At 65.6% G+C, this 13,857-nt stretch carries 11 protein-coding genes and 1 tRNA gene; 5 read left to right on the top strand and 7 right to left on the bottom strand.

Translation table 11 applies throughout. The features are described 5' to 3' along the window. Nucleotides 1–23: 23 nt before the first annotated feature. From ASC68_RS18390 to ASC68_RS18370, 5 genes are all read right to left on the bottom strand, one after another. Nucleotides 24–935, bottom strand: a complete 912-nt coding sequence (locus tag ASC68_RS18390; RefSeq protein ID WP_055882437.1) for a hypothetical protein — start codon at nt 933–935, stop codon at nt 24–26. A gap of 165 nt (nt 936–1,100) precedes the next feature. Further along, complete coding sequence (locus ASC68_RS18385) at nt 1,101–1,505, bottom strand: low affinity iron permease family protein (protein ID WP_055882434.1); 405 nt, start codon at nt 1,503–1,505, stop codon at nt 1,101–1,103. Between the two features lie 177 nt (nt 1,506–1,682). Continuing rightward, complete coding sequence (locus ASC68_RS18380) at nt 1,683–2,135, bottom strand: hypothetical protein (RefSeq protein WP_055882431.1); 453 nt, start codon at nt 2,133–2,135, stop codon at nt 1,683–1,685. Nucleotides 2,136–2,424: 289 nt separating this feature from the next. Beyond that, nucleotides 2,425–2,499, bottom strand: a tRNA-Lys gene (locus ASC68_RS18375). Between the two features lie 76 nt (nt 2,500–2,575). After that, nucleotides 2,576–3,376, bottom strand: coding sequence for a hypothetical protein (locus tag ASC68_RS18370; protein ID WP_156384679.1), 801 nt, complete (start codon nt 3,374–3,376; stop codon nt 2,576–2,578). A 133-nt stretch (nt 3,377–3,509) separates the two neighbouring features. Between ASC68_RS18370 and glmU the strand changes: the two genes are divergently transcribed. From glmU to ASC68_RS18355, 3 genes are read left to right on the top strand one after another with little or no spacing between them, the layout of a single operon-like run. Continuing rightward, complete coding sequence (glmU, locus tag ASC68_RS18365) at nt 3,510–4,862, top strand: bifunctional UDP-N-acetylglucosamine diphosphorylase/glucosamine-1-phosphate N-acetyltransferase GlmU (protein ID WP_055882426.1); 1,353 nt, start codon at nt 3,510–3,512, stop codon at nt 4,860–4,862. A 12-nt stretch (nt 4,863–4,874) separates the two neighbouring features. Further along, nucleotides 4,875–6,701 (top strand): glutamine--fructose-6-phosphate transaminase (isomerizing), encoded by a 1,827-nt coding sequence (gene glmS, locus ASC68_RS18360; RefSeq protein ID WP_055882423.1) that lies wholly within the window; start codon nt 4,875–4,877, stop codon nt 6,699–6,701. Then, nucleotides 6,694–7,080, top strand: coding sequence for a DUF2237 domain-containing protein (locus tag ASC68_RS18355; protein ID WP_055882421.1), 387 nt, complete (start codon nt 6,694–6,696; stop codon nt 7,078–7,080). The genes glmS and ASC68_RS18355 overlap by 8 nt, the downstream gene beginning before the upstream one ends. A 181-nt stretch (nt 7,081–7,261) precedes the next feature. Here the strand turns inward: ASC68_RS18355 and ASC68_RS18350 are convergent, their stop codons facing one another. Together ASC68_RS18350 and recG are read right to left on the bottom strand one after the other, a co-directional pair. Further along, the gene (locus ASC68_RS18350) at nt 7,262–7,678 is read right to left on the bottom strand and encodes a GNAT family acetyltransferase (RefSeq protein ID WP_055882418.1); all 417 of its coding nucleotides are present in this window, start codon (nt 7,676–7,678) and stop codon (nt 7,262–7,264) included. Between the two features lie 4 nt (nt 7,679–7,682). Next, nucleotides 7,683–9,791 (bottom strand): ATP-dependent DNA helicase RecG, encoded by a 2,109-nt coding sequence (gene recG, locus ASC68_RS18345; RefSeq protein ID WP_055882416.1) that lies wholly within the window; start codon nt 9,789–9,791, stop codon nt 7,683–7,685. A gap of 222 nt (nt 9,792–10,013) precedes the next feature. Between recG and ASC68_RS18340 the strand changes: the two genes are divergently transcribed. Continuing rightward, nucleotides 10,014–10,259: a succinate dehydrogenase assembly factor 2 gene (locus ASC68_RS18340; protein WP_248310561.1), complete on the top strand. Its 246-nt coding sequence runs from the start codon at nt 10,014–10,016 to the stop codon at nt 10,257–10,259. Then, nucleotides 10,256–13,756: a transcription-repair coupling factor gene (gene mfd / locus ASC68_RS18335; RefSeq protein ID WP_197421294.1), complete on the top strand. Its 3,501-nt coding sequence runs from the start codon at nt 10,256–10,258 to the stop codon at nt 13,754–13,756. The genes ASC68_RS18340 and mfd overlap by 4 nt, the downstream gene beginning before the upstream one ends. Nucleotides 13,757–13,857 lie beyond the last annotated feature (101 nt).

Genomic DNA, 13,857 nt, shown 5'->3' with positions numbered 1-13,857 from the left:
CCTCTCAGCATTTGTCTTCTCCTTTATCGAACGCGCCGGAACACGGTGCGGAACACCGTGGCGTTGTCGCGGTGGTTGCCACCCATCTGGGCCGCCCAGTAAGCGCCGACAGCGCTGACCAGCAGCGACGCGGCGGTCAGGAAAGCGGCGACGATGCCGGTCTTCCGGGCCGTTTCAGCGGCCGCCGCGGCCTCGGCCTTAGCCTGGTCTACAGCGGTGATGACTTCGGTGACACGGGCGTTGGCTTCTTCGGCCGTCAGGCCCGTATTGGTCGAGACCACCTGAGCCAGATAGGCTTTGTCCGGATCGCTGATCGAGCCCGCGAGGGCGCCCTGGGCGATGATCCGTCCGGCCTCGGCGCGGACGCCGGTCGTGTCCGTTGCCGGCTGGGTGGTTGCGGTGGCGGCGGGACGGAACAGCTGGTCGACGAAGTAGGCGTTCGGGTCGAGCGCGTTGCCGGCGTCGTCGGCGACGGTTGCCGCGGCGTTGGTGAGGGTCGAGGCCGCGGCGCCGACGGCGTTTGCCGCGGCGCTGATGCCGCCAACGGCGATGAGACCGCCGATGACGAGAGCACCGCCCCAGACCAGGAGGCCGTGGGCGCCGTCGCGGACATCGGCTTCATCCTCGGTGGCATCGAAGTGACGCCGGCGGAGGCGGCCGGTGACATAGGCGCCGGCCATGAAGCTCGAGACTTCTACCCACAGCAGCCAGGTGCCTGCTGCGATAGCGATCCAGATCAACGGAACATCGGGGCCGGCGTGGAAGTTGACGAAGTTCAGCCCGATTGCCGAGCCGAAGGTCAGGAGGACGAGCGAGATCGCCGAGGCGATCACGATGCCGGCGATAATCGCCGGCCAGTCGACGTAGGAGCTGGTGTCTGCCTTTGCTGCCGGAGCAGCGGCGACGATCACGTCAGTTTCGCTTGGCATGGTCATGGCGCGGTCCTTACCTCAGGCCGAAGAAGGACAGGACGGCGAGGATTACGACCACCAGGCCGACGAGGTAGATGATCCCGTTCATTTTTCTTGTTCTCCTATGACGCGGTTGGTCACAGAAAAGTGCAGAAACGGACAATTGGTTGCCTTGATCGGCAAATTATCCTAGCGCCCATCGGTCATGCGGCTGTCGATCTGCTCAAGTGTCTGCTCGTCATTTTCGACGCGCTGGGCGATCATTTTGCGAAGTTTGTGGAGCTCGTGCCCGGTGAGCTCCTCGGCGCCGATCAGCCGATTGTCGGCGCGGCGCAGCGCCATGATCAAGTCATCGAGCTTGGCCTGCACCGCCTCACCGTCGCGGTTCTGGGTGTGCTGAACCACGAACACCATCAGGAACGTTATGATAGTGGTGGCGGTGTTGATCACCAGTTGCCAGGTCTCAGAGAAACCGAACAGCGGTCCGCTCACCGCCCAGAGCACGATCAGCCCACAAGCCGCTGCGAACGTCACCGGCTTGCCGGCGCCGCGCGAGACGATGTTGGAGAACTGGTGGAAGAAACCTGCGGCCATGACGACACCTCGCGTTGCAAAGTGCCCGATTCAATCGCTGCAGGCGGCCGCGGGTTCCCGCCGGGGCGCAGCCGGCTTGCACGTGGCCTTCTCGGCTTGGCTGATAGGCGCCAGCTTTTTCCGATGGCGGCTGGCGCTTGGGAGCACGTTGCATGGTGCGAACTCTAAGGACGTTGCCTATTCCCGCCATCTCGGCTGGATACCTGATTGCAGGAGCCGACGAGTGGCATCCCGGATAACCTGTTCTCGTAGCAGTCCCGGATAACCCTCGAGGTTGACGACAATTGGCTCCCCTGACGACCCGCGAAAATGCAGATGAATCAGTGTGCCTTCCTCACCGGTCCGCTCGGTAAACATTTCAAAATCTCGCCACAGCGCGCTCCGTCGGTTGAACACGGAACGGCTTACTTGGATACCATCATCACCGACCACTATGGCCGCGGGCTCCAGTAGTAGTAGGAACAGGCGAAGCGACATGGCCGCAAGGACAGCCGCACTCGTCCAGTGCAGGGCGGCGCGGACGGCCCAAGGAACGGCGACCAGTTCGCTGAAGAAGCCAGGCAGCTGATCGTCCGGCAGCCCGCCAGCAAACAAGAGGGCTGTTATGCCCGCAGCCACGAGCGCCCACATAGCGGTCTGCCAGCGGCTTGCTCGGTAGACAGTCTGGTTAGGGCCCAACTCCACCCCCCGCCAACGCGTGCCGAAATTTCTATCAGCCCGAGGTACTAGTTCGCACGCGGGAAGGCGAAGCAACCCCGTGAGGAGGGATGGTCGCCGCGACACGGGAATCCAGTTTGGCGTGATGCTCCTCGAGTGGCTGCCCGATGCGGACTGGCCCCGATCGGGCACAATGCCTGACTCCCCAACTGGATAATCGCTTAACTAACGACTGTAACGTACTGAAATTTATGGAGGAAACTGGTACGCCCGGATGGATTCGAACCATCGACCATCCGATTAAAAGTCGGATGCTCTACCACTGAGCTACGGGCGCTCAAGCCGCGCGGGGCGGATCGGCGCGGAACATAGGCATTGTGCCCCGGCTGTCAATCGCTAACGACGAATACCCGTCAGTTGAGCAGCGGCACCGGCTGGCCGGCATAGCTCGCAGGCTCACACGGAACGCCCGCGCGGTCGAGCCGGGCGCACAGTTCGATGGCCGAGGCGCGATCGACCATCGGGCCGGCGACGATGATCTTGCCGTCGGTACCGTCCTGGTCGGCGAGCACCGGCGACAAGCCCACCAGCATGGTGCCGACCTGCGCGAGCAGTTCCTGCCACTGCGCTTCGGCGGTATCGGCGCGCACCGGGAAGCCGAGCGCGATACCGGGGGAGGTGCCGTCCGGAATGGCCAGTGGCATGGTGTTGGCGGAGAGCGGTACAGCCTTGAGTTTCACATCATTGGAGCCCGGAAGCAGCGGGCGCTGCTGCACGGCAACAGTACCGCCTTCGGTCTCGAAGGTCAGGGTCTTGCCCGGGGTGATCGAGCCCGTGGTGGTGGTGTCGATGGCAGCGGCAGCGCTGCGGGCCTTGATCTGCACTTCCTCGAGAACCTTGGGCACGCTGATCTCGAGCGCACCGACGCGCTTGGTCACCGCGCCGGCGGCCTCCTCGTTCATGGAGAAGCGCTGCAGCAGCTGGGTGTTCTCGCGCTGCATGCGCGCCGATTCTTCTTCGAGCGTTGCGACCTGAGTGCGCAACTGGTTGATGGTCGAGCCTTCGAGGCGCGAGGCGTGGAGCGCCCCGTAGACGCTGGGTGGGATCAGGCCGGAGAGGTTGGCGCCCAGAATAGCCACCGCCCAGATGCCAAGCGCCGCGATGCCCCACATTGTCACGTCAGCCGGACGAAACTGGTCTGCTGCCTTCGCCAAAGGTCTTATCTCCCAAGAGCCCTACGAATCAGGCCGATTTTCGAGTTTACCACTCCGTAACCGCGTTATCGGATTCCCAACAACTTGCTGCCATAAACACGGGGGAAACGATGACCCCTGACGAGGGCCCTCCATGACTGAATTGCTGTCGATCATCCTGGCCGCGGGCGAAGGCACCCGCATGCGCTCGGCTACGCCGAAAGTGCTGCATCAGGTGGGGGGATTGCCGCTTGTTGGGCACGTGGTGCGGACGGTCGCGGCCAGCTCTTCGGCTATCTCGGTGGTGATCGGGCCGGGACACGACGCGGTCCAGGCAATGGTCGCGGGGCTGGCCCCGGCGGCAACATTCTCGACGCAGGCCGACCGCAGGGGCACTGCCCACGCAGTGAAACAGGCCGAAGCCGCCTACAGCAGCGCCAAGGGGAACGTGATCGTGCTTTATGCCGACACGCCGCTCGTCTCGGCCGAAACGTTGGGGGGCATCACCACGCGGCTCGATGGCGGCGCAGATATCGTGGTGGTGGGCTTCCGGCCCGAGGACACCACCGGTTACGGGCGGTTGATCACTGACAACGGACAGTTGCTGGCAATCCGCGAGCACAAGGATGCAACCGAGACCGAGCGGGCGATTGGGCTGTGCAACTCCGGTATTATGGGGTTTCGCGCCGACACGCTGCGTTCGGTGATCGACCGGATCGGCAACGCCAATGCCAAAGGCGAATTCTACCTCACCGACGCGGTGGAACTGGCGAGCGGCGACGGACGACGGATCGAGGTGGTAGAGGCCGATGCGAACGAGGTGATCGGAGTCGACGACCGGCGGAAGCTGTCGCAGGCCGAGGCACAGTTCCAGGAGCTGCGGCGCGACGACTTCATGCGCGCCGGGGTGACGCTGAAAGACCCGTCGACGGTGTACTTCTCCTATGACACCGAGATCGGCCGCGACGTGACGATCTTCCCCAACGTGGTGTTCGGGCCCGGGGTGAAGATCGCCGATGGGGTCGAGATCCGGGCGTTCTGCGATATCGAGGATGTGACGATCGGCGAGGGCTCCAACATCGGGCCGTTCGCCCGCATCCGCGGCGGCGCCGAGTTGGGCAAGGACGTACACCTCGGCAATTTCGTCGAGGTGAAGAAGTCGGTGATCCATGATGGCGTGAAGGCCGGGCACCTGAGCTACCTCGGCGACAGCGAAGTGGGCGCCAGGACCAACATCGGGGCAGGGACCATCACCTGCAACTATGACGGCGTGAACAAATCCAAGACCAGCATCGGGGCGGATGCCTTTATCGGCTCGAACTCGTCGCTGGTGGCGCCGGTAAGCATCGGCGACGGGGCCTATATCGCTTCGGGCAGCGTCATCACTCACAATGTCGAACCGGATGCGCTGGCCATCGGCCGCGCCCGGCAGGAGAACAAGCTCGGCTATGCGCCAAAGCTCAAGGCGCGGGCCGAAGCCATCAAACGCGCCAGATCCGGCAAGTAGGGGACAGACGAGATGTGCGGTATTGTCGGGATTATCGGAACGGAACCGGTGGCGCCGCGGCTGGTCGATGCGCTGAAGCGGCTGGAATATCGCGGCTATGACAGCGCCGGCGTGGCGACGCTGGAGGCTGGCCAGATCGGCCGCCGCCGCGCCGAGGGCAAGCTCGGCAATCTCGCCGCCAAGCTGAGTTTTGAACCGCTCAGCGGCAATATCGGCATCGGCCACACCCGCTGGGCGACGCATGGGGCGCCGACCGAGGGCAATGCCCATCCGCATGCCACCGACAAGGTGGCGGTGGTCCATAACGGCATTATCGAGAATTTCCGCGAGCTGCTCGCCGACCTCGCCAAGGACGGCTATCTGCCCAAGACGCAGACCGATACGGAATCGGTGGCGCTGTGGGTGACCCGCGAGATCGATCGCGGGCTCGACCCCGAGATGGCGGTGGCGCGGACGCTGAAAGTGCTGCGCGGCGCCTTCGCGCTGGCCTTCATGTTCAAGGGCGAGGATGCCCTGCTGATCGCCGCGCGCTCTGGCGCGCCGCTGGCTATCGGCTATGGCGCGACCGAGATGTATCTGGGCTCCGACGCCATGGCGCTGGCGCCGTTCACCTCGCGGCTGAGTTACCTGCTCGATGGCGACTGGGCGGTGCTGACCAAGAACGGCGTCACCATCCGCGACGGCTCGGACGCGATCGTCCAGCGCGAGATGCTGGTTTCGGCCGCCTCGGCGCTGCTGGTCGACAAGGGCAACCACCGGCACTTCATGGCCAAGGAAATCTACGAGCAGCCCGAGACGGTCTCGCACACCCTCAGCCACTATGTGGATATGAGCAGCGACCGGGTGGCACTCCGAGAGAACCTGCCGTTCGATTTCGCCAAACTGTCGCGCCTGACCATTTCGGCCTGCGGCACCGCGTCCTATGCCGGCATCGTCGCCAAATACTGGTTTGAGCGCTATGCGCGGCTGCCGGTGGATGTTGATGTCGCCTCGGAGTTCCGCTATCGCGAGCCGCCGCTGGAGCAGGGCGGGCTCAGCCTCTTCATTTCCCAATCCGGTGAGACCGCCGATACCCTCGCGGCCTTGCGTTATTGCGCCGGGCAGGGGCAGCACATCGCCTCGCTGCTGAACTCGCCGGAATCGACGATGGCGCGCGAGAGCCAGGTGGTGTTCCCGACGCTGTGCGGGCCGGAAATCGGCGTCGCCTCGACCAAGGCGTTTACCGCCCAGCTGACGGCGCTGGCGAGCCTTGCCGTCGCGGCGGGCGTGGCGCGCGGCACGATCTCGGCGGCGCAGGAAGCCGAGCTGGTGCATAGCCTCACGACGCTGCCCACCGCCATCTCCGCCGCGCTGGCGCTCGAGGGGCAGGTCGAGGATATCGCCAAGCGGTTGAGCAAGGCCAAAGACGTGCTCTATCTGGGCCGCGGGCAGATGTTCCCGATCGCCATGGAAGGCGCGCTGAAGCTCAAGGAACTGAGCTATATCCACGCCGAGGCCTATCCGGCCGGCGAGCTGAAGCACGGGCCGATCGCGCTGGTCGACGAACTGATGCCGGTGATCGTCGTGGCGCCGTCGGACGAGCTGATGGCCAAGACCCTTTCCAACATGCAGGAAGTCGCGGCACGCGGCGGCAAGATCATCCTGATCACCGACGAGGTGGGCAAGCAAACGGTGGGCGAAGGCGTCGCCGAAGTGCTGGTGCTGCCCAAGGTGGCGAGCTTTGTGGCGCCGATCCTTGCGACCATCCCGGTGCAGCTCTTGGCCTATCACACCGCCTCGTTCATGGGCACCGATGTCGACCAGCCGCGCAACCTCGCCAAGAGCGTGACGGTTGAATAAGCCGTTCTTCGAGCAGGAGCCGGAGCTCAACGTCCTCGGCGAAAAGCTGGTGCTGTGCTCGATGCACCCGCTGACCGGGTTCTTTCGCAACGGCAACTGCATCACCGGCCCGCTCGACGAGGGCCGGCACACGGTCTGCGCCGAGATGACCGACGCGTTCCTGGCGTTCTCCAGATCGCGCGGCAACGACCTGTCGACCCCGATGCCGGAATATGCGTTTCCGGGGCTGAAGGCTGGCGACCGCTGGTGCCTCGTGGCGCTGCGCTGGGTCGAGGCGCTGGAAGCCGGCATGGCGCCGCGCGTGGTGCTGCAGGCAACGCACCAGTCGGTGCTGAACTATGTCGAGATCGACGTGCTGCGGAAGTACGCGGTGGCGTGAGGGGTAGGGGCCCTGTGCCTGCCGTCGCCTCCGGTGGTGGCTGACCCCCACCCCTGTCCCCTCCCCGCAAGGGGGAGGGAGACCCTCACACCAGTATCTCAGTCTGCGTCTCCCTCCCCCTTGCGGGGAGGGATCAAGGGTGGGGGGCGGCACGCACCGGCGCAGCTGCCGTCACACCGCTCTAATCCTCGATCAACCGCCTCCCCAAGCTTAGCGAGTCGTGCCGCTCATAGCCCAGCCGGTCGTAGAACTTCAGCACGCCGTCATTCTCGCCGCGCACCAGCAGATTGATCTTCGGGCAGCCCATCGCCGCAAGACGCCGCTCGAGCTCGGCCAGCAGCGCCGCGCCGTAGCCGTTCCCGGCGTGCGCCGCCGCCGTCGCGAGGTAGTAGACCGAGCCGCGGTGGCCGTCATAGCCGCCCATGGCGGTGGCGATGACCTCGCTGTCGCGCTCGCCGACGAGGAACAGCTCGGGTTGCACCGCCAGCTTGCGCTCGATGTCCTTGACTGGATCGTTCCATGGCCGGGTCAGGCCACGGGCCTGCCAGAGGGCGACGACCGCGTCGGTGTCGCGGCGTTCGAAGGGGCGGATATGCATGGGGTCAGCCGGCTCGGAGCAGGGGAATGGCGAGGTCTTTGCGGAACAGGTAGAGCAGCGTGCGCAGGGCGTCGCCGTCGCGTCCGGTCAGGCCGGGGTTACGGGTCAGCGCGTCCTTGGCATCCTCGTGTGCCCATTCGAGCAGGTGCCGGTGCACATCGGGGACGGCGAGATGGTAGCCGGGCATGCCGGATTGGCGGGTGCCGAGCACATCGCCCTGGCCGCGCAGCTCGAGGTCCTTCTCGGCGATGACGAAGCCATCTTCGGTGCCCTTGATGGTCTCGAGTCGGGCCTTGGCGGTTTCGCTCAACGGCTCCTTGTAGAGCAGCAGGCAGGCCGAGCGCTGGCTGCCGCGACCGACGCGGCCACGCAGCTGATGCAGCTGGGCAAGACCGAAGCGTTCGGCATGCTCGATGATCATGATGGTGGCGTTGGGCACGTCGACGCCGACTTCGATGACGGTGGTGGCGACCAGGATCTTGGCCTCGTTGCGCTGGAAGCGATCCATCGCCTCGGCCTTGGCGGCGGCGCTCATGCGGCCATGGATCAGCACCACTTGGTCGCCGAACACCTTCTTCAGCTCGGCGAAGCGATCCTCGGCGGCGACCACTTCGAGATGCTCGCTTTCCTCGACCAGCGGGCAGACCCAGAAGGCCTGGGCTCCCTCAGCAATGCGGCTCTCGAGGCGCTGGATGACCCGGGCATACTCGCCGATCGACAGCACCGCGGTATCGATCGGCTGCCGGCCACGCGGCTTTTCCCGCAGGATGCTGACCGCCATGTCGCCGAAATGGGTGAGCACCAGGGTGCGCGGGATCGGCGTGGCGGTCATCACCAGGAGGTCGGCATGGATGCCCTTCTCACTGAGCGCGAGGCGCTGGTGGACGCCGAAGCGATGCTGCTCGTCGACTACGGTGAGGCCGAGATTGTGAAAGTCGACGCCGGTCTGGAACAGCGCGTGGGTGCCGACGACGATATCGGTCGAGCCGTCGGCGATGCCTGACAGCACGGCACGGCGCTCGGCGGCGGTCATCTTGCCGGTGAGCAGCACGATGCCGAGGCCAACCTGGTCGCAGAGCGGCTTCAGCGTCTTGAAGTGCTGGCTGGCGAGGATTTCGGTCGGCGTCATCAGCGCCGACTGCGCGCCGCTCTCGGCCATCGCCGCCATCGCCATCAGCGCGACGACGGTCTTGCCGGCGCCGACATCGCCCTGCAGCAGGCGCGACATCCGTTCGGGCGCAGCGAGGTCGTGGCGGATATCCTCGACGGCGAGCCGCTGGCCCTCGGTGAGGGTGTAGGGCAGGGCGGCCTCGACCCTGGCGGAGATCTCGCCAGTGAAGCTGCGGGCGATGCCACGCGGCGCGATCAGCTGTGAGCGGACGATCAGCAGGGCGAGCTGGCCGGCGAGATACTCGTCATAGGCGAGGCGCATCCGGTTCTTCGACCAGAGCTGTGCGTCATCGGGGGTTTCGGGGGCGTGCGAGGCCTGCATTGCTGCCTGAAAGCTGGGCCAACCGAACTCTGCGATGCGCTCGGCGGGCATCCATTCGGGCAGGTCGGGCAAGGTCTCCAGCACCTGCCGGGTGAGTTTGATCAGGGCGCGAGAGCTGAGGCCGTGGGTCAGCGGGTAGACCGGCTCGACCAGCGGCATGTCCTCGAACTTGTCGGCCTCGACGACATAGTCGGGGTGGGTGATCTGCTTTTCGCCCTGGAAGAAGCCGATGGTGCCCGAGACGTATCGAGTCTCGCCGACCGGCAGCAGCTTTTCCACCCAGCCGCCCTGGGCCCGGAAATACACCAGCTGGATCTCGCCGGTTTCGTCATGCGCGAAGACACGATGCGGGATGTGCTCCCGGCCGCGCGGCGGCGGCTGGTGGCGGTCGATATGGAGCTTCAGTGTCGCGATATTGTTGTGCACGGCATTGGCGATGCCATCCATGCGGCGGCGGTCGAGGACGCCGGTGGGCATGTGCATCAACAGGTCGAGCGCGATGGCTTCCTGCCCCTCGGGCGCGCCGAAGAAGCGGGTCAGCAGGGCGCTGAGCTGTGGCCCCACCCCCTTGATGGAGTGGAGCGAGCGAAACAGCGGATCGAGGGCCGGCGGACGGGACATGCAACTCGGGTCGGAGAAATTTGCCGATGAGTTGTGGCAAAATCGGCTGCCGATTGCCACCGGCTTGCAAGGCGTCTGTTGTGGGGGAAGCACGACGTCGCGGCGACGGGTATGCTTGTCGACCACGTGACACGCGGGCGATATCCGCGTAAACACGCCATCCACATTCCCCGAGACCACCCGCTCATGGCCCTTCAAAAAGACGCCGGTGAAGATTCTGCTATGCGATTGCGGCGCCTGCGCTATCGCGCCTGGCATCGCGGCACCAAGGAGATGGACCTGCTGCTCGGGCCTTACGCGGACGCGCGGCTGGCGGCCATGGACGGGGCGGAACTCGATCGCTTCGAGATACTGCTCGAGGAGCTGGATACAGACCTCCTCGCCTGGCTGATGGGGCAGGAGCCGGCCCCTCAGGATGCCGACCACGACCTGCTCGCCGACCTGCTCAGATTCCGGACTGCCAAATGACCGACCAGCGCGCCGATCGCACCCTTTCGAACGTCCCCGACGGCATGCAGCCGGTGGTGCTGGCGCGCCTCGTCGAGGACCGGCTGAAGGCCGCGCCGGATGCGGCGGTGAGCGCCGTATTCGTGGCGCGCGACGGGCGGCGCCTGCAGCGCATGGTGGAGATCCTCGAGCAGCTGATGCCGGGGCACCAGTTGCTGACGCTGCCGGCCTGGGACTGCCTGCCCTATGACCGCGTGTCGCCCAACGGGGTGACCATCGCGGCGCGGATGACGACGCTCTCGAGCCTCGCCAGCGGCGCGGCAAAGGGGGCGATCGTCCTCACCACGGTCAATGCGCTGGTGCAGAAGCTGCCGCCGCGCGAAGTCGTCGCGGGGATGAGCTTTGCCGCGGCGGCCGGGCAGGTGGTCGATAGCGACAAGCTGATCGCCTGGGCCGCAGGCAATGGCTACCTGAGGGTGCCGACGGTGCGCGAGACCGGCGAGTATGCCGTACGCGGCGGACTGGTCGACCTCTATCCGGCCGGGGTCGAATCGCCGCTGCGCTTCGATTTCTTCGGCAAGCAGCTCGAGACCATCCGCACCTTCGATCCGGACACGCAGCGCACCACCGGCAACCTGAAGCGCATCGCTCTGGCGCCGATGAGCGAGGTGCTGCTGAGCGAGGAGGCGATCCGCCGCTTCCGGGCCCGCTACACCACGATGTTCGGCGGTAACACCGTCGACGATCCGCTCTATGCGGCGGTGAGCGCCGGCCAGCGCTACCCGGGTGTCGAGCATTGGACGCCGTTCTTCTACGACGAGCTGGACCACCTCGCCGCCTATACCGAGGACGCGCCGTTCGTCTTCGACGACCAGGCCCGGGAAGCCTTTGCCGACCGGCAGACGCAGATCTCGGACTACTACCAGGCGCGCGAGGATGCACGGCACGAGAAGCAGTCCTCGCAGGGCGCGGCGCCCTACAAGCCGGTGCCGCCGGCGCAACTCTACGAGATGGAGCGCGCGCCCTACACGCTGGCGCCGGACAAGGGCGTGGTGCAGCTCTCGCCGTTCGCGACACCGGACATGCGCAAAGCCGATGATGTCGGCGGGCGGGTGGCGCCGAGCTTTGCCGCCGAACGGCAGGCGCAGGACGTCAACCTGTTCGAGGCGGTGGTCAAACTGTTCCGCGCCGAGCGGAAGAAGGCGCGCAAAACCATCATCGCCTGCTGGTCGGAAGGCTCGCGCGATCGCATGGCGCAGGTGCTGGCCGACCATGGCCTGGCGCATCCGCGCCTCGCTGAGAACTGGCGCGATGCCGAGACCACCTCGCCGGAAACTACGGCGCTGGTGGTGCTGGGGCTCGAGACCGGCTTCCAGACCGACGACATGCTGGTGCTCAGTGAGCAGGACATTCTCGGTGAGCGGCTGCTGCGGCCGCAGAAGCGGCGCAAGGCCTCGGATGCTTTGACCGAAGCCGCCGGCCTCGCGGCTGGCGATCTGGTGGTGCATGTCGACCACGGTATCGGCCGGTTCCTCGGTTTGAAGACCATCGAGGTGCAGGGCGCGCCGCACGACTGCGTCGAGATCGAATATGCCGGCAACACTAAGCTCTACCTGCCGGTCGAGAACATCGAGCTGTTGTCGCGCTACGGCGCCGACGCGATCATCGAGCTCGACAAGCTCGGCGGCGTCGCCTGGCAGGCCAAAAAGAGCAAGCTCAAGAAGCGCATCCGCGACATGGCGGAGCAGTTGATCAAGATCGCGGCGTTGCGGCAGCTGTCGACGGTGCCGCCTATGGATGTGCAGCCGGGGCTCTATGAGGAATTCGCAGCGCGCTTCCCCTACGACGAAACCGAGGACCAACTGGTCGCCATCAACGCGGTGTTCGAGGACCTGGCATCGGGTCGGGTGATGGACCGGCTGGTGTGCGGCGATGTCGGCTTCGGCAAGACCGAGGTGGCGCTGCGCGCCGCGTTCGCAGTGGCGATGTCCGGGCGGCAGGTGGCGGTGGTGGTGCCGACAACGCTGCTGTCGCGCCAGCACTTCAAGACCTTCAGCGAGCGCTTCTCCGGGCTGCCGCTGCGGATCAGGCAGGCCTCGCGGCTGGTGTCGTCGACCGAACTCAAGGCGACCAGGGAAGAACTGGCCAAGGGTACCGTCGACATCGTCGTCGGCACGCATGCGCTCTTGGCGAAATCCATCCAGTTCAAGGATTTGGGCCTCTTGATCATCGACGAGGAGCAGCATTTCGGCGTCGGCCACAAGGAGCGGCTGAAGGAGCTGAAGGGCAACGTCCACGTGCTGACGCTGACCGCGACGCCGATCCCGCGCACGCTGCAGCTGGCGCTGACCGGGGTGCGCGACCTGTCGCTGCTCGCCACACCGCCGATCGATCGCCTCGCCATCCGCACGTTCGTCTCGCCATTCGATCCGCTCAGCGTGCGCGAAGCGCTGCTGCGCGAGAAGTATCGTGGCGGGCAGGCGTTCTATGTGGTGCCCAAGATCAAGGATCAGCCCGATATCGCCGAATTCCTGCGCCAGCAGGTGCCGGAGGTCAGCTACGTCGTTGCCAATGGCCAGATGCCGCCGGGCGAGCTCGACGACATCATGAACAATTTCTACGACGGCAAGTTCGACGTGCTGGTCGCCACCACGATCGTCGAGTCCGGGCTCGATATCCCCAATGCCAACACCCTGGTGGTGCACCGGGCCGACAATTTCGGCCTCGCACAGCTCTACCAGATCCGCGGCCGGATCGGCCGGGCCAAGCAGCGCGCCTATGCGCTGTTCACCATCCCGCCGGACAGGAAGCTCAACGACACCGCCGAACGGCGGCTGACCGTGCTTCAGTCGCTGGAAACGCTGGGGGCAGGGTTCCAGCTGGCGAGCCACGATCTCGATATCCGCGGCGCCGGGAACCTGCTCGGCGACGAGCAGTCGGGCCATATCCGCGAGGTCGGGTTCGAACTCTATCAGGCGATGCTGGAAGAGGCGGTGGCGGCGCTGCGCGACGGTGACGCGGAATACGAGGAGCGCAACGAGTGGAGCCCGACGATCTCGCTGGGCATGCCGGTGATGATCCCCGAATACTATGTGCCGGACCTGCAGCTGAGGATGCAGCTCTATCGCCGGCTCGGCGACCTCTCGGATGCGCACGAGATCGATGCGGCCGGCGCCGAACTGATCGACCGCTTCGGGCCGCTGCCGGAAGAGGTGGAGGCGCTGCTCAAGGTGATCCTGGTGAAGGCACTTTGCCGCACCGCCAATGTCGAGAAAGTGGATGCCGGGCCCAAGGGCGCAGTCGTTACGCTCAGGAACAAGACATTCCCCAACCCGGCCGGGCTGGTGCGGATGGTCTCCGATCCGCAGATGCAGGTCCGGATCAAACCTGATCAGAAACTCGTGTTCAGCCGTGACTGGCCGACAGCCGAGGCGCGACTGAAGGGAACCGCCGCGATACTGTCGAGAATGGCCCGGCTGGCGGCGGAAACGGGTGCTGCGGCAACACTCGCAGGTTAAAGCTTTCGGAAGTCATCTCGGTCATGTTATTGCCGCGTTTCGTGCCTTGAAGAGCGCACGAAGAAGGGTGGCCGGGAGAGTCACCGATGGTAGGACACCAC

The organism is Devosia sp. Root105 (assembly GCF_001424865.1).
Lineage (GTDB): Bacteria > Pseudomonadota > Alphaproteobacteria > Rhizobiales > Devosiaceae > Devosia_A.
Note: the sequence above shows the minus strand (reverse complement) of the source record. Positions and strands in the feature narration are given on the sequence as shown.

What these genes read in the sequence shown, in the direction of transcription:
- ASC68_RS18390 (WP_055882437.1), bottom strand. Translation starts at nt 935, where the DNA reads ATGACCATGCCAAGCGAAACTGACGTGATCGTCGCCGCTGCTCCGGCA.
- ASC68_RS18385 (WP_055882434.1), bottom strand. Translation starts at nt 1,505, where the DNA reads ATGGCCGCAGGTTTCTTCCACCAGTTCTCCAACATCGTCTCGCGCGGC.
- ASC68_RS18380 (WP_055882431.1), bottom strand. Translation starts at nt 2,135, where the DNA reads ATGTGGGCGCTCGTGGCTGCGGGCATAACAGCCCTCTTGTTTGCTGGC.
- glmU (WP_055882426.1), top strand. Translation starts at nt 3,510, where the DNA reads ATGACTGAATTGCTGTCGATCATCCTGGCCGCGGGCGAAGGCACCCGC.
- glmS (WP_055882423.1), top strand. Translation starts at nt 4,875, where the DNA reads ATGTGCGGTATTGTCGGGATTATCGGAACGGAACCGGTGGCGCCGCGG.
- ASC68_RS18350 (WP_055882418.1), bottom strand. Translation starts at nt 7,678, where the DNA reads ATGCATATCCGCCCCTTCGAACGCCGCGACACCGACGCGGTCGTCGCC.
- recG (WP_055882416.1), bottom strand. Translation starts at nt 9,791, where the DNA reads ATGTCCCGTCCGCCGGCCCTCGATCCGCTGTTTCGCTCGCTCCACTCC.
- ASC68_RS18340 (WP_248310561.1), top strand. Translation starts at nt 10,014, where the DNA reads ATGCGATTGCGGCGCCTGCGCTATCGCGCCTGGCATCGCGGCACCAAG.
- mfd (WP_197421294.1), top strand. Translation starts at nt 10,256, where the DNA reads ATGACCGACCAGCGCGCCGATCGCACCCTTTCGAACGTCCCCGACGGC.